General features: G+C 64.0%; 21 protein-coding genes. 12 read left to right on the top strand and 9 right to left on the bottom strand.

Features of this window, described 5'->3' with window-relative positions; genetic code table 11:
* The first annotated feature begins 4 nt into the window (after positions 1 to 4).
* From ABI582_RS10125 to rarD, 3 genes are all read left to right on the top strand, one after another.
* On the top strand, positions 5 to 769 hold the full coding sequence (locus ABI582_RS10125; RefSeq protein ID WP_442119099.1) for a TOBE domain-containing protein: 765 nt from the start codon (positions 5 to 7) through the stop codon (positions 767 to 769).
* Positions 770 to 933: 164 nt separating this feature from the next.
* Positions 934 to 1,908 (top strand): serine/threonine protein kinase, encoded by a 975-nt coding sequence (locus tag ABI582_RS10130; RefSeq protein WP_442119100.1) that lies wholly within the window; start codon positions 934 to 936, stop codon positions 1,906 to 1,908.
* A 64-nt stretch (positions 1,909 to 1,972) separates the two neighbouring features.
* Positions 1,973 to 2,860 carry an EamA family transporter RarD gene (gene rarD / locus ABI582_RS10135; protein WP_442119101.1) on the top strand — a complete coding sequence of 296 codons (888 nt, stop codon included), beginning with the start codon at positions 1,973 to 1,975 and terminating at the stop codon, positions 2,858 to 2,860.
* A 334-nt stretch (positions 2,861 to 3,194) separates the two neighbouring features.
* On the opposite strand, the gene ABI582_RS10140 is transcribed toward rarD, so the two are convergent.
* Positions 3,195 to 3,713 carry a glycine cleavage system protein R gene (locus ABI582_RS10140; RefSeq protein WP_016484572.1) on the bottom strand — a complete coding sequence of 173 codons (519 nt, stop codon included), beginning with the start codon at positions 3,711 to 3,713 and terminating at the stop codon, positions 3,195 to 3,197.
* 449 nt (positions 3,714 to 4,162) lie between these two features.
* Between ABI582_RS10140 and ABI582_RS10145 the strand changes: the two genes are divergently transcribed.
* Positions 4,163 to 6,340 (top strand): malate synthase G, encoded by a 2,178-nt coding sequence (locus ABI582_RS10145; protein ID WP_442119102.1) that lies wholly within the window; start codon positions 4,163 to 4,165, stop codon positions 6,338 to 6,340.
* A gap of 120 nt (positions 6,341 to 6,460) precedes the next feature.
* On the opposite strand, the gene ABI582_RS10150 is transcribed toward ABI582_RS10145, so the two are convergent.
* Positions 6,461 to 7,000, bottom strand: coding sequence for a response regulator (locus ABI582_RS10150; RefSeq protein ID WP_132843001.1), 540 nt, complete (start codon positions 6,998 to 7,000; stop codon positions 6,461 to 6,463).
* Positions 7,001 to 7,116: 116 nt separating this feature from the next.
* Here ABI582_RS10150 and ABI582_RS10155 point away from each other — a divergent pair, with 116 nt between their 5' ends.
* The 8 genes from ABI582_RS10155 to ABI582_RS10190 all read left to right on the top strand — a co-directional run bounded on the left by ABI582_RS10155 (position 7,117) and on the right by ABI582_RS10190 (position 18,287).
* Positions 7,117 to 9,054, top strand: a complete 1,938-nt coding sequence (locus tag ABI582_RS10155) for a DUF294 nucleotidyltransferase-like domain-containing protein (protein WP_442119103.1) — start codon at positions 7,117 to 7,119, stop codon at positions 9,052 to 9,054.
* On the top strand, positions 9,051 to 9,761 hold the full coding sequence (locus ABI582_RS10160; RefSeq protein WP_442119104.1) for a 3'-5' exonuclease: 711 nt from the start codon (positions 9,051 to 9,053) through the stop codon (positions 9,759 to 9,761). The genes ABI582_RS10155 and ABI582_RS10160 overlap by 4 nt, the downstream gene beginning before the upstream one ends.
* Before the next feature lie 112 nt (positions 9,762 to 9,873).
* Complete coding sequence (locus tag ABI582_RS10165) at positions 9,874 to 10,392, top strand: RNA polymerase sigma factor (protein ID WP_019470547.1); 519 nt, start codon at positions 9,874 to 9,876, stop codon at positions 10,390 to 10,392.
* Complete coding sequence (locus ABI582_RS10170) at positions 10,389 to 11,345, top strand: FecR domain-containing protein (RefSeq protein ID WP_442119105.1); 957 nt, start codon at positions 10,389 to 10,391, stop codon at positions 11,343 to 11,345. The genes ABI582_RS10165 and ABI582_RS10170 overlap by 4 nt, the downstream gene beginning before the upstream one ends.
* Positions 11,346 to 11,564: 219 nt before the next feature.
* On the top strand, positions 11,565 to 13,997 hold the full coding sequence (locus tag ABI582_RS10175) for a TonB-dependent siderophore receptor (RefSeq protein WP_442119106.1): 2,433 nt from the start codon (positions 11,565 to 11,567) through the stop codon (positions 13,995 to 13,997).
* 141 nt (positions 13,998 to 14,138) lie between these two features.
* On the top strand, positions 14,139 to 15,251 hold the full coding sequence (locus ABI582_RS10180) for a PepSY-associated TM helix domain-containing protein (protein WP_442119107.1): 1,113 nt from the start codon (positions 14,139 to 14,141) through the stop codon (positions 15,249 to 15,251).
* Complete coding sequence (locus tag ABI582_RS10185; protein WP_019470543.1) at positions 15,248 to 15,433, top strand: hypothetical protein; 186 nt, start codon at positions 15,248 to 15,250, stop codon at positions 15,431 to 15,433. The genes ABI582_RS10180 and ABI582_RS10185 overlap by 4 nt, the downstream gene beginning before the upstream one ends.
* 67 nt (positions 15,434 to 15,500) lie before the next feature.
* The gene (locus ABI582_RS10190) at positions 15,501 to 18,287 is read left to right on the top strand and encodes a dermonecrotic toxin domain-containing protein (RefSeq protein WP_442119108.1); all 2,787 of its coding nucleotides are present in this window, start codon (positions 15,501 to 15,503) and stop codon (positions 18,285 to 18,287) included.
* An 18-nt stretch (positions 18,288 to 18,305) separates the two neighbouring features.
* On the opposite strand, the gene ABI582_RS10195 is transcribed toward ABI582_RS10190, so the two are convergent.
* Genes ABI582_RS10195 through waaF form a run of 7 tightly spaced genes read right to left on the bottom strand, consistent with a single transcriptional unit; the run spans position 18,306 to position 25,266 of the window.
* Positions 18,306 to 19,748, bottom strand: a complete 1,443-nt coding sequence (locus ABI582_RS10195; protein WP_442119109.1) for a lipopolysaccharide kinase InaA family protein — start codon at positions 19,746 to 19,748, stop codon at positions 18,306 to 18,308.
* Entirely contained in the window at positions 19,748 to 20,500 is a 753-nt protein-coding gene (locus tag ABI582_RS10200) for a lipopolysaccharide kinase InaA family protein (protein WP_338745850.1), read from the bottom strand. Before ABI582_RS10200 ends, ABI582_RS10195 begins: the two co-directional genes overlap by 1 nt.
* Positions 20,497 to 21,231 carry a lipopolysaccharide kinase InaA family protein gene (locus ABI582_RS10205; RefSeq protein ID WP_442119110.1) on the bottom strand — a complete coding sequence of 245 codons (735 nt, stop codon included), beginning with the start codon at positions 21,229 to 21,231 and terminating at the stop codon, positions 20,497 to 20,499. The genes ABI582_RS10200 and ABI582_RS10205 overlap by 4 nt, the downstream gene beginning before the upstream one ends.
* Positions 21,231 to 22,037, bottom strand: coding sequence for a lipopolysaccharide core heptose(I) kinase RfaP (gene rfaP, locus ABI582_RS10210; RefSeq protein ID WP_442119111.1), 807 nt, complete (start codon positions 22,035 to 22,037; stop codon positions 21,231 to 21,233). The genes ABI582_RS10205 and rfaP overlap by 1 nt, the downstream gene beginning before the upstream one ends.
* Positions 22,034 to 23,158, bottom strand: coding sequence for a glycosyltransferase family 4 protein (locus ABI582_RS10215; RefSeq protein ID WP_442119112.1), 1,125 nt, complete (start codon positions 23,156 to 23,158; stop codon positions 22,034 to 22,036). The genes rfaP and ABI582_RS10215 overlap by 4 nt, the downstream gene beginning before the upstream one ends.
* Positions 23,158 to 24,216, bottom strand: a complete 1,059-nt coding sequence (gene waaC / locus ABI582_RS10220) for a lipopolysaccharide heptosyltransferase I (RefSeq protein WP_016497648.1) — start codon at positions 24,214 to 24,216, stop codon at positions 23,158 to 23,160. The genes ABI582_RS10215 and waaC overlap by 1 nt, the downstream gene beginning before the upstream one ends.
* The gene (waaF, locus tag ABI582_RS10225; protein ID WP_086976890.1) at positions 24,217 to 25,266 is read right to left on the bottom strand and encodes a lipopolysaccharide heptosyltransferase II; all 1,050 of its coding nucleotides are present in this window, start codon (positions 25,264 to 25,266) and stop codon (positions 24,217 to 24,219) included.
* Positions 25,267 to 25,463 lie beyond the last annotated feature (197 nt).

Raw genomic sequence — 25,463 nt, forward strand, 5'->3', positions numbered from 1 at the left:
GCCCATGCCCCTACCCACCCTGCTTACCCAGCACATCGCCCGCCGCCCCCAGCGCATCGCCCTGCTGCAGCACATTGCCGAGCAAGGCTCGATCACCCGAGCCGCCAAAGCCGCAGGCATTAGCTACAAAGCCGCCTGGGATGCCATCGACGAGCTGAATAACCTGGCCAGCCAGCCCTTGGTCGAGCGCAGTACCGGTGGCCGTGGCGGTGGCGGTGCGCGTTTGTCGCCGGAAGGCGAGCGGGTGTTGCGTCTGTATCAGAGGTTGCAGGCCCTGCAGGCGCAAATTCTCGAGGCCGCCGAAGAATCCAGCGACCTCGACCTGCTCGGTCGCCTGATGCTACGTACCAGTGCGCGCAACCAGCTCCAGGGCCAGGTCAGCGGCCTGCGCCGCGAGGGCCGGTATGACCGCGTCAGCCTGGCATTGGGCGGTGGGCTGGAGATTGATGCGCTGATCACCCACGACAGTACCGCGCGGCTGGAGCTGACACTGGGGACGATGGTGGTGGCGCTACTCAAAGCCGGGTGGGTAAGGTTGCTGGCGGAGGGGGAAGCAGCCGACGCGGGCAGCAACTGCATGAGTGCAACGGTGGAAGAAGTGTTGGCAGAGGATGAGGGGCCCAGTGAGGTGCGGCTGGCGTTGGGCAATGGGCAGACGTTGTGTGCCATCGCCGAGGCGGATTGGTTGGCTGGGCAGCCGGTGGCGGCGGGCAGTGCGGTGCGGGTGCAGTTTCATCCGTCCTATGTACTGATTGGAGTTCCTGCATAGCCTGGCCGCGCTTCAGCGCGGTTCGCGGGTAAACCCGCTCCCACAGGGAACGCGCCGCCTGAGACATGTGCACAAACCCTGTGGGAGCGGCTTTAGCCGCGAAGAGGCCGGTACAGGCATAACGCGTTACCATGGCCCCACGCTGCTTACCCTCCGGAGCCACCATGTCCCACCCCTTCGACACCCTCACCCCCGACCTGGTCCTGGACGCAGTGGAAAGCATCGGCTTTCTCAGCGATGCCCGGGTGCTGGCACTGAACAGCTACGAGAACCGCGTCTATCAGGTCGGCATCGAAGACGCGCAGCCGCTGATCGCCAAGTTCTACCGCCCAGGCCGCTGGAGCGATGCGGCGATCCTCGAAGAACACAGCTTCACAGCCGAACTCGCCGAGTGCGAGGTGCCGGTGGTTGCGCCGATGCAGCACGACGGCCGCACCTTGTTCGAGCACCAGGGCTTCCGTTTCACTCTGTTCCCCCGCCGCGGCGGCCACGCTCCGGAGCCGGGCAACCTCGACCAGCTCTACCGCCTTGGCCAGTTGCTCGGCCGCCTGCATGCCGTGGGCGCCACCAAACCATTCGAGCACCGTGAGGCCCTGGCTGTGGACAACTTCGGCCACGCCTCGCTGAACACCCTGCTGGACGGTGGTTTTGTCCCTCGCGAACTGTTGCCCGCCTTCGAGTCCGTGGCCCGCGACCTGTTAAAACGTGTCGAGGATATCTACGCCCGCACACCGCACCAGCTGATCCGCCTGCACGGCGACCTGCACCCCGGCAACCTGATGCACCGTGACGAGGTGTACCACGTGGTCGACCTCGACGACTGCCGCATGGGCCCGGCGGTGCAAGACCTGTGGATGATGCTGGCCGGCAGCCGCGAGGAGCGCCTGGGGCAACTGGCCGAGCTGATCGACGGCTACAACGAGTTCCACGACTTCGACCCGCGCGAACTGGCCCTGATCGAGCCCCTGCGCGCCCTGCGCCAGCTTCACTACAGCGCATGGCTGGCACGGCGCTGGAGCGACCCGGCGTTCCCGCCCAGCTTCCCGTGGTTCGGCCAACCCCGCTACTGGGGCGACCAGATCCTCGCCTTGCGCGAGCAAATGGCCGCGCTGGATGAAGCACCGCTGAAATTGTTCTAGAAGCATGCCTGCCTCTGTCTACAATAGGCGTCGCTTTATTTAGCTACCTAAGCAAGGATTCTGCATGCACGCCGCAAACCCGCGTCGCGGGTACATCCTGGGCCTGAGCGCCTACATCATCTGGGGCCTGTTCCCCATCTATTTCAAGGCAATCCAGAACGTTCCGGCGGTCGAGATCATTGTCCACCGGGTGCTCTGGTCGGCGCTGTTCGGCTCGCTGCTGCTGCTGGTGTGGAAACACCCCGGCTGGTGGCGCGAACTGCGCGACAACCCGCGCCGGCTGGGCATCCTGGCGCTGAGCGGAGCATTGATTGCGGGTAACTGGCTGACCTATGTGTGGTCGGTAAACAACGGCCGAATGCTCGAAGCCAGCCTGGGTTACTACATCAACCCGCTGATCAATGTGGTACTGGGCATGCTGATTCTTGGCGAGCGACTGCGCCGCCTGCAATGGCTGGCGGTGGGCATGGCCGCCGTAGGTGTAGCCCAGCAGGTGTGGCAGGTAGGCAGCCTGCCTTGGGTGTCGCTGGTGCTGGCGCTGAGCTTCGGCTTCTACGGGCTGATTCGCAAACAGGCGCCAGTGGCGGCATTGCCGGGCCTGGTGGTGGAAACCTGGATGCTGGTGCCGCTGGCCCTTGGCTGGCTACTGCTGCACCCGGCGGCGATGAGCGCCCAGGGGGCGTTCTACTCCAGCAGCGAAGCACTGTGGCTGATGGCCGCGGGGCCGGTAACGCTGGTACCGCTGGTGTGCTTCAACGCTGCAGCACGGCACCTGCCGTATACCACCCTGGGCTTTCTGCAGTACCTGGCACCGACGCTGGTATTGCTGCAGGCAGTGCTGTTGTTCGATGAGCACCTGTCCTCAAGCACCTTGGTCGCGTTCATGTTCATTTGGGCAGGCTTGGCAATTTACAGCGTCGACGCGTGGATGAATTTACGCAAGCGGCGCTGATCAAAAAACGATCAAAACCCTGCAAGCCATACGGCTCGTGGCCTACAGCGACATCTCCAAAGGTTATCCACACCCTCGTCCCCGTGCTTTGTGCACAAGCTGCTGATTATTGGGTGTTTTTTGATCAAGAGCGTGCAAGGCATGTGGGATCTGGGCTGGAGAGGTACACCCCCAAGTTATCCACAGGGCCTTCCCCGTGATATTGGGATAACCGCAAGGGGCTGCGATGCAGCCCGTTCGCAGCACAAGGCTGCTCCTACAGGGAATTGCATAACGCCTGTAGGAGCAGCCTTGTGCTGCGAATGGGGCGCAAAGCGGCCCCGGCAATATCGGATCAATCCTCCGCCCGCAACTTCAACTCCACCATCAAATCATCCGCCAGGCTCTCCAGCTTCTGCTGCAGTTCATCCAGCGAAAGGGTCAACGGCAGCGCCAGCAAAGCATCTGCATGAAACAGCGGCTCGCTGCTCATCGGTGCCGGCCGCACCTCAGTGGTAAACCGCTCAAGGTTCACCCCCAGATCCGCCAGCAGCCGGGTAATGTCCCGCACGATGCCCGGTCGGTCATTACCCACCAGCTCCATGGCAATCGGCTTCCAGGTACACGACGGCTCGATGCCGCTCTCGGCAATCAGCACGCGAATGTCATACCGGGCCAGCCCCTGCAACGATGCCACCAGTTCAGCGTAATTCTCAGCCGGCACCGCCACCCGCAAGATGCCGGCAAACTGCCCGGCCATACGCGACATGCGGCTTTCCAGCCAGTTGCCACTGTGGTCGGCGATGCACTGGGCAATGCGTTCGACCTGGCCGGCCTTGTCAGGGGCGATAACAGTCAGTACAAGATGATCCACAAGCCCTTCCTCGTGTCGGGCCGCGCCCGGCGGCAGAAAATCGGGGGATCGAGTCAGTATAGGCAAGGCGCGGCAACCTGCCGCAGGGCGGCCAGCACAACGAATCGTGTACTGTTTCAAGATTTATCTGGAACAATCCACCTGTTTTTTGCGAACATACCCACTCCCAGCGTGACCATACGCGACCAACGGGTCGCATAACGGCGCTTTTAGTCTGATTTTGCCCCGCCTACTGCTTCATGTAGTATCCCGTGGCGCGGACTACAAAACGTCGTTTGGATGTCTGCCAAGGCGCCTGTGAAAATACGCACACTGCCTGCCGGCCTGTCTGGCAAGCCGCACCCAGCCGCGCCCGGTACAGCCCGGGGGCACGCACTGGTGCCGTGTTTAGAGAAGCGCTACAGGCTTAATACAGAAGAGCGAAATAGCTGAGCAGAGTGAGGCAAGCAATGACTGGATACGTTCAAGTCGGTGGCCTTCAGGTCGCCAAGGTCCTGTACGACTTCGTGAACAACGAAGCCATCCCCGGGACCGGCATCGTCGCCGAGCAGTTCTGGGCGGGTGCAGAGAAGATCATCAATGACCTCGCTCCAAAGAACAAAGCCCTGCTCGCCAAGCGCGACGAGCTGCAAGCCAAGATCGACGCCTACCATCAGGCACGCAAAGGCCAGGCCCACGACGCCGTCGCCTACAAAGCATTCCTCCAGGAAATCGGCTACCTGCTGCCACAAGCCGACGATTTCCAGGCCACCACCCAGAACGTGGACGAAGAAATCGCCCACATGGCCGGCCCGCAGCTGGTGGTGCCGGTAATGAACGCCCGCTTCGCCCTGAACGCCGCCAACGCCCGCTGGGGTTCGCTGTATGACGCCCTGTACGGCACCGACGCCATCAGCGATGAAGGCGGCGCCGAAAAAGGCCAGGGTTACAACAAGGTCCGTGGCGACAAGGTCATCGCCTTCGCCCGCGCCTTCCTCGACGAAGCCGCGCCACTGGCCGCCGGTTCGCACGTCGATTCCACCGGCTACCGCATCGAAGGCGGCAAGCTGGTTGTTGCCCTCAAAGGCGGCAGCAACAGCGGCCTGCGTGACGACGCCCAGCTCATCGGCTTCCACGGTGACGCCGCCGCACCAACCGCCGTGCTGCTCAAGCACAATGGCCTGCACTTCGAAATCCAGGTCGATGCGAGCACCCCGGTCGGCAGCACAGACGCCGCTGGCGTCAAAGACATCCTGATGGAATCGGCACTGACCACCATCATGGACTGCGAAGACTCGGTCGCTGCCGTCGACGCCGACGACAAGGTAATCGTCTACCGCAACTGGCTGGGCCTGATGAAAGGCGACCTGGCCGAAAGCGTTAGCAAGGGTGGCAAAACCTTCACCCGCACCATGAACCCGGACCGCGAGTACGCCGCGCCCAATGGCGGCAGCGTTACCCTGCATGGCCGTTCGCTGCTGTTCGTGCGCAACGTTGGCCACCTGATGACCAACCCGGCGATCCTCGATGCCCAGGGCAACGAAATCCCCGAAGGTATTCAGGACGGCCTGTTCACCAACCTGATCGCCCTGCACAACCTCAACGGCAACACCAGCCGCAAGAACACCCGCACCGGCAGCGTGTACATCGTCAAGCCGAAGATGCATGGCCCGGAAGAAGTCGCTTTCGCCGCCGAAATCTTCAGCCAGGTCGAAGACCTGCTGGGCATGCCACGCAACACCGTCAAGGTCGGCATCATGGACGAGGAGCGCCGGACCACGGTCAACCTCAAGTCCTGCATCAAGGCTGCCGCCGAGCGCGTGGCGTTCATCAACACCGGTTTCCTCGACCGCACTGGCGATGAAATCCACACCTCGATGGAGGCCGGCGCCGTGGTGCGCAAAGGCGCCATGAAAAACGAGAAGTGGATCGGTGCCTACGAAAACAACAACGTCGACGTTGGCCTGGCCACCGGGCTGCAGGGCCGCGCGCAAATCGGCAAAGGCATGTGGGCCATGCCCGACCTGATGGCTGCCATGCTCGAGCAGAAGATCGCCCACCCGCTGGCCGGTGCCAACACCGCCTGGGTGCCGTCGCCGACTGCCGCCACCCTGCACGCCCTGCACTACCACAAGGTGGACGTGCAGGCGCGCCAGCGTGAGCTGGCTTCGCGTACCCCGGCATCGGTGGACGACATCCTCGCCATCCCGCTGGCCGCCGACACCAACTGGTCGGACGAAGAAATCCGCAACGAGCTGGACAACAACGCCCAGGGCATCCTCGGCTACGTGGTGCGCTGGATCGACCAGGGTGTGGGTTGCTCGAAGGTGCCGGACATCAACAACGTCGGCCTGATGGAAGACCGTGCCACCCTGCGCATTTCTGCCCAGTTGCTGGCCAACTGGCTGCGTCATGGCGTGGTCAGCCAGGAGCAGGTGCTGGAAAGCCTCAAGCGCATGGCCGTGGTGGTCGACCAGCAGAACGCCGGTGACGCCCTGTACCGCCCGATGGCGCCGAACTTCGACGACAACGTCGCGTTCCAGGCGGCTGTAGAGTTGGTGGTGGAAGGTGGCAAGCAGCCGAACGGCTACACCGAGCCGGTACTGCACCGCCGCCGCCGCGAGTTCAAGGCGCGTAACGGGTTGTAAACCGCAAGGGGCCGCTTTGCGGCCCATTCGCGGCACAAGGCCGCTCCTACAGGGGAATGCATAACCCTTGTAGGAGCGGCCTTGTGCCGCGAATGGGCTGCAAAGCAGCCCCTTTCTGCATCACTCTATTTTCAGTTCTTTCTTCACCAGTTCCAGCAGCTTGCCCAGGTCCACCGGCTTGAGCAGGAAATCCACCACTCCCAGGTGCATCACGTCCACCGCCTCTTTCACATCGGTGTCGCCCGACACCACGATGATCGACAACGCTGCGCGCTCCGACTCGCGAATCTGCCGGATCAGGTCCAGGCCGTCCTCTGGCTGCATGCGCAAATCGGTGATCATCAAAGCAATCCGTTGCTGGTAATGCAGGTACAACCTGGCTTCTTCGGCCCCGTCCGCCCCTACGGCATCAATACCCCGGCTTTTCAGGTAAAGGATCAGTGCCTCGCGGTTCACCGCGTTGTCATCCACCACAAGCACCAATGGCTTGGGGGCGGCAGGCGCACTCACTATGGCCAAGGCCTCGCGCTCGGCGTCACTCAGGATGTCGGTGTGCTCAGGCATGCTTGTCTCGTCAAAATAATTCCGCTTCAGCCTTAGGACCACATTACTCGCGTAACCCGTTTCGCCTTTCGTCGGGTCTTTGACAGGGGCGTTCATAGACTTACGTCCAATGGGCACCACCCCGCCGCGAGCCGACCATGGAGGCAGAGAACAACAAGGCCGGCACCTATATATAGATATATATAGTTCGGCGTAGCGATACGGTCAGTTTCATGAGCAAAAAGGACGCCTACAACCAGGCGGGCAGGACAGCAGTACTGCAGAACATCCAAGGCACCCTGCAGTTCCTGCAGCGCTTTCCGCCGTTCAACCAGATGGAGCACAGCCACCTGGCCTACCTGGTCGAGCAGTGCCAGCTGCGCTTCTATGCCTGCGGCGAGAGCATCGTCAAACCTGCCGACGGGCCGGTCGAGCACTTCTACATCGTCAAGCAGGGCCGCGTGGTTGGCGAGCGCCAGCACCTGGTCAAGCCTGGCGTGGAAACCACCTTCGAAATCACCAGTGGCGAGTGCTTCCCGCTGGCCGCCCTGCTGGGCGAGCGAGCCACCCGCACCGAGCACCTGGCCGGTGAAGATACCTTCTGCCTGCAGTTGAACAAGGCCGCGTTCATCCGCGTGTTCTCGATGTCTGAAGTGTTTCGGGATTTTGCCCTGCGCGGGGTCAGCAGCCTGCTCGACCAGGTCAACCAGCAGGTACGACAGCGCGCTGTGGAAACCCTCGGCACCCAGTATTCGCTGAACACGCCCTTGGGTGAGCTGGCCATGCGTCACCCGGTGGTGTGCGCTGGCGACACGTCCCTGCGCGAGGCCGTGCGGCTGATGCACGAGCAGCAGGTCGGCAGCATCGTGGTGGTCGACGCGCAGCGCTACCCCACCGGCATCTTCACCCTGCGCGACCTGCGCCAGGTGGTGGCCTCGGCGGATGCCGACCTGGGCGCGCCCATCGAGCGGCACATGACCGTCAAACCCTTCTACCTCAGCCCCCAGGCCAGCGCTTTCGACGCGGCCATGGCCATGACCGAGCGGCATATCGCCCACGTGTGCCTGGTGGAAAACCGGCGCTTGTGCGGGGTGGTTTCCGAACGTGACCTGTTCTCGCTGCAACGGGTCGACCTGGTGCACCTGGCGCGCACCATCCGCCATGCGCCCCGGTTGGACACCCTGGTTTCGCTGCGCGGGGAAATCAGCCAGCTGGTCGAGCGCATGCTCGCCCACGGCGCATCGTCCACGCAGATTACCCAGATCATCACCCTGCTCAACGACCACACCGTGTGCCGGGTGATCGAGCTGGCGCTGGCCGAGCGCGGCGACCCGGGCGTGCCGTTCAGCTGGTTGTGCTTTGGCAGCGAAGGGCGCCGCGAGCAGACCCTGCACACCGACCAGGACAACGGCATCCTCTTCGAAGCCGCCGACAGCACCGAAGCCGACGCCATCCGTGCCCGCCTGCTGCCGCTGGCGCAGTACATCAACCAGTGCCTGGCCCAGTGCGGCTTTACCCTGTGCAAGGGCAACGTCATGGCCGGCAACCCTGACTTGTGCCTGTCGCGCAGCGAGTGGGCACGGCGCTTTGCCGGCTTTGTTCGTGAAGCCAGCCCGGAAAACCTGCTGGGTTCGAGCATCTACTTCGACCTGCGCGTGGTGTGGGGCGATGAGCAAGGTTGCGAGCAACTGCGCCAGGGCCTGCTGGACCAGGTGGCCGACAACCGCATCTTCCAGCGCATGCTGGCTGACAATGCCCTGCGCCAGCGCCCGCCGGTGGGTCGCCTGCGCGAGTTCGTGCTGACCCGCCAGGGCAACGACAAGGCCGCCACCCTCGACCTCAAGGTCCAGGGCCTGACGCCCTTCGTCGACGGTGCCCGGCTATTGGCGTTGGCCAATGGCGTCGGCGCCTGCAATACCCTGGAGCGGCTGCGCCAGCTGGTGGCCAAGGGCGTGATCGAGCCACTGGATGGCGCGGCCTATGAAGAGGCTTACCACTTCATCCAGCAAACCCGTATGCAGCAGCACCAGCGCCAGGCTCGCGACAACCTGCCTTACTCCAACCGCCTCGACCCGGACAGCCTCAACCACCTGGACCGGCGCATCCTGCGCGAGGCGCTGCGCCAGGCCCAGCGCCTGCAAAGCAGCTTGAGCCTGCGGTACCAGCTATGAGCCTGTTCGCCTGGCTGCGCCCCAGCGCGCCCGAACTGGACCACGCCACACGCCAGCGCCTGGCCCGGCTGCCCAAGCCCGCGCCGCTGGGGGTATGTACCCTGCGCGAACAGCGCTGGGTGGTGCTGGACCTGGAAACCAGCGGCCTCAACCCCAACCGTGACCAGGTATTGTCGATCGGGGCAGTGGCTATCGAGGACGGTGCCATCGACTTTGCCCAGCAGTTCGAGCGTACGCTGCACCGGCCTTTGCAGAAGACCAACGCCAGCGTGCTGATCCATGGCCTGGGCCCCAGCGCCCTGGCCGCCGGTTGCGACCCGGCCGAGGCCTTGCTCGATTTGCTCGATTTCATTGGTAACAGCCCGGTGCTGGCGTTTCATGCGCCCTTCGACCAGCGCATGCTGGCCCGGGCGTTGAAGGAGAGCCTTGGGCATCGCTTGCAGTCACTGTTCCTCGACGTTGCCGAACTGGCGCCGATGCTCAACCCCGACACAGTGCTGCGCGAGGCCGGGCTGGATGACTGGGTGGCGCGGTTTGGCTTGCAGGTGGAAGAGCGCCACCATGCCAGTGCCGATGCCCAGGTGACCGCAGAGCTGGCGCTGATCCTGTTCAGCCAGGCCCGGCGCCAGCAGCTGGACAGCCCGTTGCAGGTTGAGCAGCGGTTGCGCGGGTGGCGGCGGCGCCAAGCACAGAGCCATGGGTTGTAGGGCTTTTCCATGATGGCAATCCGATAAGCGTCCATTGCACCCACCCCCTCCCCTCTGCAACAATCGCGAATAGTTATCGTTAGTTAATGCATTCGTTCCGGGGGGACGCTGCTTGTCTTCTGCACACAGCCCACACGCCGATCTGGTCGGTGCGCTATACCGCGACCACCGCGGCTGGTTGCTCGCCTGGCTGCAGCGCAGCATGGCCTGCCGCCAACGTGCCGAAGACCTGAGCCAGGACACCTTCGTGCGCCTGCTCGGCCGTGAGCAGCTGGACACGCCCCGCGAACCTCGCGCTTTTCTGGCCGCCGTGGCCAAGGGGCTGATGTTCGACCACTTCCGCCGCGCCGCGCTGGAACAGGCCTACCTGGCCGAGCTGGCGCTGATCCCGGAAGCCGAACACCCTTCACCAGAAGTGCAGCACCTTATCCTCGAAGACCTCAAGGCCATCGACCGCCTGCTCGGCAAGCTGTCGAGCAAAGCCCGCGCAGCGTTCCTGCACAACCGCCTGGACGGCATGGGCCATGCCGAAATCGCCGAGCGCCTGGGCGTTTCGGTATCGCGGGTGCGCCAGTACATCGCCCAAGGCATGCGCCAATGCTATGTGGCCCTGTACGGGGAGCCGACGTGAGCAATGCACCGGTTTCGTCCCAGGTACTGGAAGACGCCATCGCCTGGAAACTCAGCCTCGGCGACGCCAGCGGCACGGCCGATGAACGCAGCGAATTCATGCGCTGGCATGCCGCCAGCGAAGAACACGCGCGTGCCTGGCGCCAGCTCGGCGCCATGGACCAACGCGTCAGTGCGGCAGCCGGCCCGGCACGCCAGGCCTTGTTGCAATCACGCGCCGGCCTGCGTCGACGCATCGGCAAGGTGGGCGGCGGGCTGGCCGGCATGTTCCTGCTCGGCTCGCTGCTGGCGTGGGTCGGTGCCCCGGCGCTGGCCCCCAGCTACTGGCTGGCCGACCAGCGCACGGCCACGGGCGAACTGCGTACCCTGCGCCTGGAAGACGGCACACTGCTGAGCCTGAACACCCACACCGCCGTGGACATCGACTACGCGGGCGAGCAGCGGGTAATCGTGCTGCACCAGGGCGAGATCTCGGTCGAAACCGGCCACCAGGACCCGCGCCCGCTGCTGGTACGCACCGACGACGGTCGCCTGCGCCCCCTTGGCACGCGCTTCCTCGTGCGCCGCGAAGCCGCCGGTACGCGCCTGGAAGTACTGCAAGCCTCGGTCGCAGCCATGCCGCACAACAGTGGCGACGAGCAAGTGCTGCGCGAAGGCCAGCAGGTGCTGATGAATGCCAACGGCCTCGGCCAGGTCGGCACGGTGCCTGCCGGCGCCGATGCCTGGACCCGCGGCATGCTGGTAGTGGACAACGTGCGCCTGGGCGACCTGCTGGCCGAACTTGGCAAATACCGCAGCGGCTACCTGGGGGTAGACGAGCAAGTCGCCGACCTGCGCGTGACCGGCAGCTTCCCGCTGACCAACACCAACCTGGCGCTGGAGTCGCTGGTCCCGGCCTTGCCGGTGAAGATCGAGCGGCATACCCAGTGGTGGGTGAACGTCGTTCCCAAATAAACCTTCTCTGGCCTCTTCGCGGGCTCGCCCGCTCCCACAGGTGTTTCACAGTGCCTGGCCCCGTGGGGTCCCTGTGGGAGCGGGTTCACCCGCGAAGAGGCCAGTGCAGGCAAATATTCATTTCAAATAATTCTCAATATTTTTCAGATTCACCCTGTCACTTTTCAATTCTCGCTCGGCAAGGAAGCAGCAAGCACTTACCCGTCGAGGAACCGCCGCATGTCCCGTGCCGTTGATCGTATCCTGCGCCCCAGTTTGATGGCCCTGGCCATCGGCCTGGCTGCCCCGCTGGCAAGCCCCGCCTTGTTCGCCGCCGAGCAATCCACTGCCCGCGCCTACAACCTGCCCAGCGCGCCGCTAGCCACCACCCTCAACCAGATCGCCAGCCAGGCCGGCATTGCCCTGGCCATCGATCCGGCACTGGTCAGCGGCCGCACCTCGGCCCCGGTAAGCGGCCAGTACGACGGCCTTGGCGCCCTGCAAGCAGCCCTGCGCGGTACCGGCCTGCAGTTGCAACAGAGCAGCGTGGGTAGCTACAGCCTGGTGGCTGTGCCGGATGGCACCCTGGCGCTGCCGGAAACCACCGTGGACGCCGCCAGCGTTTCTGAAAGTGCCTGGGGCCCGGTAGAGGGTTACCTGGCCAAGCGCACTGCCGCTGGCACCAAGACCGACACCGCGCTGGTGGAAGCCCCCCGTTCCATCTCCATCGCCACCCGCGAGCAGATGAAAGACCGCGGTGTGCACAGCCTGGATGACGCCGTGCGCTACATGCCCGGCATCGTGTCGGCCAGCTTCGGCAGCGACACGCGCTATGACTGGATGCGCGTGCGCGGCTTCGAGCCCACCCAGTTCCTCGATGGCCTGCCGCTGCCACGCGGCGTGTACGCCAACCCCAAAGCCGAAACCTGGAACCTCGACCGCCTCGCCCTGCTGCGTGGCCCGGCCTCCTCGATCTATGGCCAAACCCCGCCCGGCGGCCTGCTGGACATGGTCAGCCGTCGGCCGCAGGCCGAAAGCGAGCACGAGATTGAACTGCAGTACGGCAGCGACAACCACCGCCAGATCAACTTTGCCAGCACTGGCAAGATCGACGATGAAGGCCGCTTCCTTTACGGCGTCAGCGGTGTGATCCGCGACGGTGGCACGCAGATCGACCACATCGACGACAAGCGCTACAACATCGCCCCAAGCCTGACCTGGAACATTGACGAAGACACCACTCTGACCTTCCTCACCCAGTTCACCCGCGACGATACCGGCGCCACCAGCCAGTTCCGGCCAATCCAGGGCACCAAGATCGACATGCCGTTCGGCAAGATCTCGCACCACAAGAACCTGGGTGACCCTGATTACGAGTTCTACGACCGCACTTATTACGCACTGGGCTACGCCTTCGAACACCGCATCAACGACGTGTGGCAGTTCCGTCAGAACCTGCGCTACACCAAGTCGGACCTGGCGTTCCAGACCATCACACCAGGCAGCTACTACCAGCCCGGTGGCCCGGTGAAAGACGATGGCACGGTAAGCCGCATGTCCACCAACACTGACGAAGACATCAGCCAGTTCGCCGTGGACAACAACTTCCAGGCCGACTTCGCCACCGGGGACATTACCCACACCCTGCTGATCGGCCTGGACCACCAGCGCGTCAATACCAACTACCTGTCGATCTTCGGCTTCAACGTGCCGGACAGCAACGTCAACAATCCAGTCTACGGGCTGCCGATCACCCGCCCGGATCGGTCGACCGCGTTCTACGACTACAACCAGAAATCCCGCCAGACCGGCCTGTATGTTCAGGACCAGATGGCGCTCGGCAACTGGCGCCTGACCTTGGGCGGTCGTGAGGACTGGGTACATACCGGTACCAGGTATCTCAACCAAGGTGATGCCACCAATACCCAGCGCGACAAGAAGTTCAGCGGCAACGCGGCTCTCAGTTACGTGTTCGATTCGGGCTTCGTGCCGTACCTCTCGTATGCCGAGTCCTTCCAACCTGCCAGCAATGCCAGCGCTTCTGCGACCGAGTCGTTCAAGCCGACAGAGGGCCAGCAGTGGGAGTTGGGCGTCAAGTACCAGCCACCGGGCTCCAACACGCTGCTGTCGGCAGCTGTGTATGACCTGACCCAGAAGAACGTCTCGGTCACCAACAACGTGGGTGGCGTAACCGTCACCAGCCAGAGCGGCGAAGTGAAAGTCCACGGCCTTGAGCTTGAAGCGGTTTCCGACGTTACCGAAAACCTGAAAGTGATTGCCGCTTACACCCTGGCCAAATCTGAAGTGCAGGACGGCCTCTACAAAGGTAACCGCTTGCAATTGATGCCTAACCAGCAAGCCTCGGTATGGAGTGACTACACCTGGCACTCCGGCGTGCTCGACGGCTTCGGCATTGGCCTGGGCGCGCGTTATACCGGCAATACCTACGGTGACCAGGGCAATACCTACCTGGGCAAGGCCAAGGCCTACACCGTGTTCGATGCGTCGGTGCATTACGACCTGGGTCGCCTGAACAGCAGCCTGAAGGGCGCGTCGGTGGCGGTCAATGCCACCAACCTGCTGAACAAGGATTACCTCTCTACCTGTGACTCGTACTACTGCTACTACGGCGATGAGCGCAGCGTTGTCGCCAGCGCCACTTACAAGTTCTGAGTGAGCGGGGGCCGCTTTGCGGCCCTTTCGCGACACAAGGCCGCTCCTACAGGGGATCGCATTCTCATGTAGGAGCGGCCTTGTGTCGCGAAAGGGCTGCGCAGCAGCCCCACGATCCAACAGACAAAAATCGGTACCGTGATGAAAAGCCCAACCATCCGCCGCTGGTCCGTGATCCATACCTGGAGCAGCCTGGTCTGTACCCTGTTCCTGTTGCTGCTGGCACTCACCGGCCTGCCGCTGATCTTCCACCACGAACTCGAACAACTGCTCGGCGACGCCCCCGAACTGCGCGTAATGCCGGCAGGCACCCCGCACCTCGACCTGCAGCAGCTTGTAGTCAAAGCCGAACAGCACCGCCCCGGCGAGGTGATGCAGTACTTTGGCTACGACGAAGACGAACCCAACGGCGTGGTCGCCATAACCGCAGCCACGGCCGACACCGATCCCAACCTGTCGCACACCTTCATGCTTGACGCCCGCACCGGCGAAGCGGTGGCCATGCCGGCTGCCAATGGCGGTTTCATGATGATCATGCTGCGCCTGCACGTGGACATGTTCGCCGGCCTGCCCGGCAAGCTGCTGCTGGCCTTCATGGGCATACTGTTCATTGTCGCGATCGTATCCGGCACCGTGCTCTATGCGCCGTTCATGCGCCGCCTGGACTTCGGCACCGTGCGCCACGAAAAGTCGCGCCGCCTGCGCTGGCTCGACCTGCACAACCTGCTCGGCGTGGTCACCCTGGCCTGGGCGTTGACGGTGGGCGTGACCGGTGTGATCAGCGCCCTGTCCGACTTGGTCATCGCCGCCTGGCGCAACGACAGCCTGGCCACCATGGTCGCGCCTTACCGCGATGCCCCGCCGCTCACCGAGCGCGCGCCAGCCACACGCCTGCTGGAGATTGCCGAACAGGCCGCCCCCGGCATGCGCCCGGACTTCATCGCCTTCCCCGGTACGCGCTTCTCCAGCGAGCACCACTACGCGGTGTTCATGAACGGCTCCACCCATCTGACGTCGCACCTGTTCACGCCGGTGCTGATCGACGCCCGCACCCTTGAAGTGACTGCGGTAGGCGACCGCCCCTGGTACATGGACGCGCTGGGCCTGTCGCAGCCGCTGCATTTTGGCGACTACGGCGGCCGGCCGATGCAGATCCTCTGGGCCGTACTGGACGTGCTTACCATCATCGTGCTCGGTAGCGGCCTGTACCTGTGGTGGGGCAAGCAGCGCAAACCCAGAGAGGCGCGAACATGAGCCACAAGTCGCAATCCACTGCGCGCCTCTTCGCCTGGCCAGCGTTGATCGCCCTGCTGGGCTTTCTGGGGCTGTTCGCCGCCCTGCTGGGCGACGGAGGTTGGGATGTGCTGGCCTGGGCCGGTTTGGGCCTTCCGGCCCTGCTGAGCCTGCGCGGGCTTTTCTGGCGTCGGCGGCGCTAGCCGGCTACCACCGCGCAGCCACGGGTATTGCCAAGCATGGGGCTTTCCTCAACCAAGGATCAGCCCCATGCGCCCCCTCGAACTCCTGGAACAGATCGACCAACAGATTGGTGACCTGCTCGACGGCCTCCCCACCCTCGACCTCAAACAACCCATTACCCCCGCCACGCGCACCTGGCTGCACGGCGAACTGGCCAGTTTCTGGACCACGGCCGATGAGCAAGGCATCACACCCCGGCAGCAGCTGCTGACACTGCGCAAGGCGCTGATGCTGAGCGAGATCGAGTTGCGCCTGGCCGACCAGACCTTGAGCAACGGGCTGGCCGGGCAGTTGCGGGCCTGCCTGGAGCAGCCGCTGCCCTCCCAACGCCGGCACCTGCCCCTGGCCGAGCGGCCGCAGGTCTACCGCGTCCTGCTGGAAGACAGACAGCCCAACTGGCGCAGTTACCTGCCAGGCACGCTGGTCATCGTTGCCAGTACCACAGAGGGGCATATGCTCACGGCTGAAGACTCCACTGGCAGCGCGCTGCTGTGCAGCTTGTCACAGGGTATCGAGGCCTTCGATTCCCTTACCGCATTGCACAAAGAGCTCTGCGAACGCCTGGAGGATCCGCTCCAGAGCAGGCCACTGCTGCACCTGTACCTTGATGAACAGGCCGACCGCGCTCGCCGCTCACAACGCCTGCGCTATGACTGGTACGCCGACAGCCTGCTGGAAGCTCAGGTCGACTGCGTGATCGAGGCCCAGCGCCAGCGGTTGAGTGAACCTGGTTTGTGGGGCATCGATACAGCCGACCAGCACACCCGCTTGAGCAAGGCCATTGCGCTTGGAAACGAAGTCGGCGCCAAACCCATACTGCAGACACGCTACTCGCAACTGCTTGAAAAGAACCTGCCAAACTGGCTGCGCAATACCTCGGCACAAGGCTTGAGCCATATCATGCAGACTCTGCAGGAGCTGGTGGCCACCGCCGAGCGGGCTGCAGCACCCGGGGTGCTAAGCCTCAACGATTTCAAGCAACGCAACAGCCTGCTGGCCTGGGCCAATGCACGCTTGCGCGAGCGCCTGAGCCATGACCTGGGGTACGACACAGACCCTCGCGAGATTCAGGTCAGCATCGTCCGCGCCCGTCGCATCGGAGCCATCATGCATCCCTTCGCTACCTCCTCCTATGTCGCTTATGCCGGCATGCAACGGCTGGGGGACGAGATGGTGGAAATGGTCGAGGAAAGCAACACCCTCGAACAACTGGCGCTGAAGAACCTGCCATGGTTCGATACCGACTACTGGCTTACCGCACGCGTTGTCCATGCCCATGGGAATGTCATACCAGCTGGGCTCACGCCGCCCTATGTGAAAAGCATGATCCGGGAGCTGAACGTGGGCGACAGTTATGCAAAGTACCTGCACACCCAGCTGATCAGCTCTCGAGCGGGCAAGTGGCGCCAGACCGCACACAGCCGGGTAAACCTGGCGCGCATGCGCGCAGAAGCAGTCAAGGCGCGCTATGCCGGGCACTTCGGCGATGACCCCTTCGAGCATGGCTACAACTGGGTATGCGCAGTGCTGGACCAACCGCACAATGCCTTGCGCGCCCCGGTAGCGGGCTACCCGGTCACGGTTCGGCAACCGAACATCATGGGCCACACCCTGCAGGGCGTGCTGTTGCTAAATTGCCCCGCCTACAAGTCCCAGGCATGCGTGCTGTACACACCCGATGCCCCTGACCGCAGGGCCTGGCGCCGCTTTCGCACAACCCGCGACCTGCTTCGTACCTTGCGCCAGCAACCTGTGTTGAAAGCGTACGTGACACAGCGCCTGCCCTTGCTTCCCGCTGCCACGGTGCAGCGCCTGATGGACAAGGGGCGCCTGGGCACCCATGTGAAAACCCCTGCGGTCAACGACGACCTGTTCTTCGCCTGCTACCGGGCCGAGGTTCAGGCGCTGATTGCCCAGGCCGATGCCGACAGCATGACAACACGGGAAGTGAATGCTCAATCTGTCATCGCGCTGAGCTGGCGCCTGGTGGACTTCATCAGCCTGCTCCTGCCCAGTCGCGCCCTGCTGGCGTTGTCGATCGGCCGCATGGCCATCGACATCTGGGACGGCGCGCAGGCTTTCAAGCAGGAGGATGCCGAAGGGGTGATGCGACACGCCTACAACGCCCTCAGCCACCTCAATGATGCAGCGATCAGTTATGTAGGCTCCGGCCTGCTGCGACGCTCGTTGCGTGGCATGCCCAAACAACCGCCATTGCCATTGCCCGCGCGCTTACAGGCACAACCCGACAGCAGCAACCTGCGCTATCGCATAGACGGGATCTACGGTGAAGGGGTGTACGAACAGCGCTCGGCTTTTGGCGGGCTGTCGTTGTACTTCGTCAAGGATAACCACAACCGTTACTACAAAGTGAGCTTCGACGGCTACCGCTGGCGGGCCATCGACCCTGACCAGCCGGATGCCTACTTGCACCAGCCGCTCAAGCGCCAAGCCGACGGGCAATGGGTAATCGACTCTCCGTTGCACTGGTACGACGGGCTACCCGACCTGACGCAGTTGCTGCAGGCCTGTTACATGCAAGCGCCACTGGCGGGCACACCCCTGAACATCGAACAGGGGTTGTACCTGGCTGACGATCAGCTGTACCTGGCGCTCGAGGGCGGGCAGTTACCTTTACGCAGCCACCTGCTGCCGGACCGTTACCATTTGCAGATTGCTGTCGCCATCAATGCTGGCGTGGTGCCTTGGGCGGTGCTGCGCCATGAGAACGGCCAGTGGCTGATACGCGTTCGCCAAGCGGGGCGCAGCAGCGACTGGCTGGCATTGCCCGATCAGCCACTGCCAGCCCGCTGAATGGCCGAACTGCGGGCCTTACTCGCCCAGCTTGGGCAATAACCGGTCCAACCGTTGATGCAAGGCACTGCCACTCGGCCAGTTACGCAGCAGCCGTGCCCGGTCACGGGCATAGGCCGGGGCGAAGCTGAGCTGGGTGGCGTGCTGGCACATGGCATCAAGGTCGATCAGCGACCACCGGCCATTGTCCCAGAACAAGTTGTGGCCCTTGAAGTCGCCATGGCTGATGCGTTCGCGAATCAGCTGTTGCATCACATGCACCAGGGCATCCACCTGCTCTTCAGGTGCATCACCGTTTTCAACGTAGGGTGCAAAGCATGCCGTCAGGTCCGGGCCATCGACATACTCGGTGACCAGGTAGGCACGGCTGCGCAGCCCCATGACCCGTTGTTCCAGCACCGCCAACGGCTTGGGTGTGGCGATGTCGAGGAACTCCAGGCGGTGGCCTTCGATCCACGAATGCCAGGCCCGGCTCGGGCGCCAGAAGCGCTTGAACCAGTGCGCGGTGTTCTTGATGTTATAGCGCTTGAGCACCAGCTTGCGACCGTTCACCTCGATGCGCGCCACGCTGGCGGCACCACCGGTCTTGTACAGGTGGCCCTTGTCGATCAGCGCATCGGCCTGCTCCAGCACCGGCTGCATGGCGTCGACTTCGCTGCGGCGGATCGCCTGCAAGCCCGAGAGGCTGCGCTGGACGCTGAACAGGCTGCACTCGCGGCCCGCTTTGTCCAGGTAGTCCTTCTGGCGCCAGTTGCGCACCTTGTCCACCTGCTTTTGCAGGGCTTCCAGTGGCAACGCATGCTCGGCGTTGGCCAGCAGGTAGTGCACCAACAGCTCTTCGATAAACGGTTCCAGGCGCTTGGGCAGCTGGGCAAAGAAGATGCCGAGATTTTCCAGTACCCGTGGGCGTGACAGCTGCTGGCCCGGCGTTTCAGCCTTGATGCCGGCCCCATCGATCAGGTACAGCTTGCCGCCATGGCGCAGCAGGTTGTCCAGGTGCAGGTCTTCTTGCCACAGGCCCTGGGCGTGCATGTGCGCGACAGCAGTCAGCGCTTCGCCCAGCACCAGGTGTTGCTCGTCAGCCAGCACCGGCAGGTTTTCCACCGCCGCCCAGGCATCGGCCAGGCTTTCGGCACCGTCGAGGAACTCGAACAGCAGCCAGCCACCCTCGCCTTCCTTGAGGCCATCGGCCAACAGCTTTGGCGTGGTCAGGCCTTGCTCGGCCAGCAGTTTCACACCTTGCAGCTCACGCTGGAAATGCCGGGCGGCGTTACCGCCCACCAGCAGCTTGGCCAGCACCGGGGTACCGCGCCACACTCCGGCGCCAACATAGCGCTGGCCCGGCAACACGCGCAGCAGGCTGAGCAGTTGCAGCTCGGCGCTGCCGGCGGCATCCGCCAAAGTGATACTCAGGGGCAACGACGGGCTGCGCCCGGCATCTTTCAGTTCGGACAAACGCATCAGCGGGTCTCTTTTTCACGACGGCGTTGCGTCAGGCGTTGCAACCAGGTGTTGACCAGCGTGCTGTCAGCCGGCTGCGCCAGGTAGGTCGCCAGCATTGTGCGCACATCGGCCTCGCTCCAGGCCGGGGCGCGGCGCAGCAGCGGCTCCAGGTCCTTGAGGCGGTCACGCATGCCGAACAGCAATGGCCGGGTCTTTTCCAGGTCGATCAGTTGCGCGTCCCAGCCTTCACGGCGCTGGCGCAGGAAAATGTGCTTGGGGTAGAAGCAGCCATGCACCTGGCCGGCGCTGTGCAGGGTGCGCGCCAGCTGGCCGCACGCCTTGAGGATGCCATTGCGTTCGGCATCGCCCAGCTGTGGCCACTGGGCCAGCAGGCTGTCGAGGTCGGCCCACTCGTCCAGCGCGCGGGTCATCAGGATGGCCCGGTGCTTGCCGCCCTGCTTGCGCTCGCCATAGAACACCGCCTGCAAGGCCGGAATGTGCAGCTTCTGGTAGCGGCTGATGTTGCGGAATTCGCGGGCGAAGGTGGGCTCGCCAAACGGCCGGTGCAGGGTGCGGGTCAGGTAGTCGCTCTGGCGCTTGAGGTAGTAGCCCTTGCCTTCGAGCTCCAGGCGGAACACGCTGCTCCAGCCGCCACGGCCGGTGTTGGGTTCATCCACTGCCTCAAGTTGCAAGGCCCACAGCGCCTCGAAGTCGTCCAGGCCATGGCGTTTGAGCAGCGCGAGGTCCGCGCTGGCCAGGTAATCGGTCATTCCCTTCCCTCGAAAAAGCCCAGCACCTGGCGAATGCGCTTCTTGTCACGCTCATTCAGCCGGTCGCGGCCACGGTATTGCAGATAGAAACGCAGGCGCTGGGTGGCCGACAGATGGTATTTGGCCACTTTGTCCAGGCACGCCAGGTCCTTGATCATCCGGTGCCGCCACATGAAGCCGCGCCAGAAGTCGCCGGTGGGGCAGTCGATGAAGAATAGCGTGCCCTGGTCATCGACCAGCAGGTTGCGCCACTTCAGGTCATTGTGAGCAAAGCGGTGCTCGTGCATGACCCGGGTATGGCGCGCCAGCTGGCGGCTGAGGTGGTCGACCCAGACCCGGTCGGCCAAGCGCGCATCGTTGCGCTCGGCCAGCGCCGACAAGTCTTCTGTGTTCGGCAGCTCGCGGGTGATCATTGCCCCGCGAGCAAAGGCCAGGCCATTGCGCTCCAGGCCCCAGGCCACCACTTCGGCGGTAGGGATGCCCCACTTGGCGAATTGCTTGAGGTTCTGCCATTCGGCCTTGATGCGCGGCCGGCCCAGATAGCGGCGCATGTGCTTGCCGGCCCCGGTGTAGCGCTTGACGTAGTAGTTGACCCCATCACGCTCGATGCGCACCACCTCGCTGAGCGGGTCGCGGGTCAGGCGTTCGCCTTGCAGGGCAAATACCGCATCGAGGCTGCCGAAGTCCGTCGCCAGGTGTTCGTAACCCGGCGCCAGTGTCCAGCCCGCCATCAGAGCGCATCCCCGTAGCGTTGCTTGCGGTTGTAGAGTTTCTGCGCCTTGCGCTCCAGCCAGGCGAGCAACTGGGCTTCGTCCTTCAGCACTTGGCGCAGCGGGCGCTGGAAGTAACCCCGCAAAAAGCGCAGCTTGTCGCGCTGGGTCAGGCCGATGTCCAGCGCCGAGAAGTACAGCGCGGCCAGGTCCTTGTCGCGCCAGCGGCGGCTGATTGTCGGCCGGGTCTGAGCGCGGTGCAGGTCGATGACCGACAGCCTGAAGTCATCCGCCGTCACCGGGCGGTCGGTGTGCAGCAAGAAATGGCAGATGTAGCAGTCGCGGTGGTTGACCCCGGCGCGGTGCATGCCGCCGGTCATCTTTGCCACTTCGGCGATCAGCGCACGCTTCAGGCGCGGCTCGGGCGGCTGCTTGACCCAGTCGATACTGAAGTCTTCCAGGCTGATGGTCGGCGCCAATTCTTCGGTGATGATGAACGAGTGCTGCGTGGCCGGGTTGCTGCCACGCTCACCATAGGCCACTGCGGTCATGGTCGGCACACCCACCTCGTGCAGGCGCTGGATAGCCCGCCATTCCTGGCCGGCACCGAGCACCGGCAGCTTGGCGGTGAACAGGTTCTTGAAGATCTCGCCCCAGCCGATGCCGCGGTGGATTTTGACGAAAAAGCCCTCGCCAGCCACTACGGTACGCAGCGTGCGGCGCCCTTCCAGCTCGCGATAAACCTCGCCTTGCAGCGCTTCTACGGCATCGAAGGCATCACGCCCGGCCCACAGGCGCTTGAACGGTTCGGCCAGTATCAGCTTCATACGGTTTTCTGCCCCAGGATCACGTCGGCAGCATGCTGCGGCATGCTGTACAGATCGGCGGTTTCAGCAAAAGCCAGGCCGTTGCGCGACCAGCTGTCGCGGGCCTGCGGGTCTTCTAGCATGCGTTGCAGGTAGCCGTTGAGCTGGTCCTGTTCGAACGGTTCGTCCAGCACCAGGCCACAATCGGCCTCGGCAATGTAATGGGCGTAGCCGCACACCTTGGACACCAGCACCGGCAGGCCGGCCACCAGCGCTTCCAGCAGCACGGTGCCGGTGTTTTCGTTGTACGCCGGGTGAATCAGCAGGTCGGCACCCAGCAGGAAGCGCGGGATGTCGCTGCGGCCCTTGAGGAACTGCACCTGGTCGCCCAGGCCCAGGGTGGCGCTTTGCAGCTGGAACACCTTGGGGTCGTCCTGGCCGATCACCATCAGCTTCGTGCGTTTGCGCAGGGCCGAGGGCAGCGCGGCCAGCGCCTTGAGGCTGCGGTCGACACCCTTGGTCTTGAAGCCAGAGCCAATCTGTACCAGCAACAGGTCGTCATCGCCCAGGTTGAATTCCTTGCGGAACCCGGCGCGGATCTCGGCGGCATTGGTCGGCGCACGGCGGTCCTGGGAAATGCCCGGCGGGAGCAGGTGGAAGCGCTCCACCGGGGTGCCGTAATGCTTGATGAACAGCGGCTGCTGCACCTCGGAAATCATCAGCACTTCGGTGTGGGCGTCCTTGGCGAACACCGCACGCTCGTACTCGGCAAAGTGCCGGTAGCGGCCCCAGCGGCGGTACAGGCCGCCACGCAGGGTCTGCGCCTTGTCTTCGAAGCAGCCGTCGGCGGCGTAGTACACGTCCAGCCCCGGCATCTTGTTGAAGCCGATCAGGCGGTCGACCGGGCGCTTGGCCAGGTCGGCGGCCATCCAGGCGCTGAGCTTCTCGTTGCGACGGTGGTTGAAAATGGCCTTCACCGGCGCCACCAGCACTTCGAAGCCCGGCGGAATGTCACCCTCCCAGATCAGCGTGTACACACGGATCTGGTGGCCCCGCTTCTGGCATTCCAGGGCAATGCGCATGAAATCGCGCTGCAGCCCGCCAAAGGGGAAATATTTGTAAAGCACGAAAGCCAGTTGCATCAACGGACATCCTCAGCCAGCAGCAACGCGCTCAAGCGGCCCGCCACATGCTCGGGATTCAGGCGAGTGAAGCACAGCGGCCACTCGCGTTTCAGATCGAACCGGCGCAGGTCGTCAGCGCTCGGTTTATAGGTGCACTTCTTCTGCAGGCAGGGAGCGCAAGGCCAGTCACTGGCCTGGTGAATCTGGGTCCGTCCGTAGGCACCGGTCAGGCCCGGGTTGGTCGGGCCGAACAGCGAAATGGTCGGCACATCGAGTGCCGCTGCCAGGTGGCCAAGGCCGGTATCGACCGCCACACAGGCTTTTGCCGCCGCCAATACACGGGCAACGCCGGCAAGGTTCAATTTGGGGAGCACCTGGCAGTTGTTCAAGCCCTGTGCAATGCGCTCGGCGCGCGCCTTTTCGGCCGGGTTGCCCCAAGGCAGGCGCACTTCCAGCTTGCGCCGGCCCATGCGCTCGGCCAGCTCGCGCCAGTAGGCTTCGGGCCAGTGCTTGGTCGCCCAGGTGGTGCCATGCAAAAACACCACGTAAGGCGCGGCGGGCGGCAATTGCAGGCGCTCCAGGTCCAGCCCGTAGTCGCCAATGCCTTCTGGCAAGTCGTAGGCCAGGGCCATGGCGAACAGCTGGCGCACCCGCTCCACCGCGTGCTGGCCGGTGGCAACCGACAGGCGCCGGTCATAGAAGCGGCTGGCCCAGCCTTCGCGGGCCGAGTAACGGTCCAGGCCGGCGACCGGGGCCTTCACGTAGCGGGTCAGCCAAGCCGACTTGACCAGGCCCTGGGCGTCAATCACCAGGTCGTACTTGCGCTCGCGCACACGCTGCTTGAACGCCTTCCACTCGCCGCTCTTGAGGGTTTGCCAAAGGTTCTTGCGCCAGCGGCGGATGGCCACCGGGATAACCTGGTCGACCGCAGGGTGCCAACTGGGGATTTCGGCGAAGCCTTCTTCCACCACCCAGTCGAAACGAATGCCCGGGATGGCGTGGGCAGCATCGGTGAGCGCCGGCAGGGTGTGGATCACATCACCCAGCGACGAGGTCTTGATGATCAGTACCCGCACTTAGTCGACCTCAGCCACGGTATCGATCAGGTCCGGCCCGCTCAGGCTGTGCAGGGCGGCGATGACTTTGCCAGGTTCCAGCAGGCGCAGGCAGTTGTAGTGGCCGAAACGGCAGGTGCGGTCGAAGCATGGGCTGCACTCGATACCAGTGCGCACCACCTCTACCTGGTCGGCCAGCGGCGGGGTGAAGCCGGGCGACGTCGAGCCGTACACCGCCACCAGCGGGCGGTTCAGCGCGGCGGCCACGTGCATCAGGCCGGAGTCGTTGGACACCACGGCATGGGCACAAGACATCAGGTCGATGGCCTCGGCCAGCGAGGTTTCACCGGCCAGGTTGGACGATTCTTCGCGCAACCCCGGGATCAGCCGGTCACGGATCTGCTCGCCGACCGGGTGGTCGTTCTTCGAGCCGAACAGCCACACCTGCCAGCCCTGGCGGATCATCGCATCGGCCACGGCAGCGTAATGCTCGACCGGCCAACGCTTGGCTTCGCCGAACTCGGCGCCCGGGCACAGCGCCAGCACCGGGCGGTCCAGCTCCAGGCCGAACTTGGCCAGTGCGGCATCGCGGCTTTGCGCTTCGATCTGCAGGCTGGGGCGCGGGTACGGCTGCGGCAGCTCGGCGCCGGGCGCGTAGGCCAGGGCCATGAAGCGCTCGATCATCAGCGGGTAGCGGGCCTTGTCCAGCTTGCGCACATCGTTCAGCAGGCCGAAGCGCAGTTCACCGCGCCAGCCGGTACGCTTGGGGATGCCAGCGAAGAACGGCACCAACGCCGACTTCAGCGAGTTGGGCAGCAGGATGGCCTGGTCGTACTGGCCGACCAGGGATTTGCCGATGCGCCGACGCGTAGCCAGCTCCAGTGCGCCGTGGCCGAGCGGGAAGCTCAAGGCTTGGCGTACCTCGGGCATACGCTCCAGGATCGGCCGGCTCCACTCGGGGGCCAGCACGTCGATCACGCAGTCGGGGTGCTGCTGTTTCAGGCACTGGAACAAGGTCTGCGCCATCACCATGTCGCCGACCCAGCTGGGGCCAATGATCAGTATTCTCATGCTTAGTCCAGAAACGCTCGGGGAGGCTACAGGCTGCGGTACAGCCTGGCCTCCCCTCTTTATATTCAGGCTATGTGGCGGACAGTGTACCACCGGTGGTGAGGCATGAGCCTTTGGGGCTGCTTAGCAGCCCATTCGCAGCACAAGGCTGCTCCTACAAGGGATCGCGTTCCCCTGTAGGAGCAGCCTTGTGCTGC

It is taken from the genome of Pseudomonas sp. SAS7 (assembly GCF_052112345.1).
GTDB lineage: Bacteria > Pseudomonadota > Gammaproteobacteria > Pseudomonadales > Pseudomonadaceae > Aquipseudomonas > Aquipseudomonas putida_Q.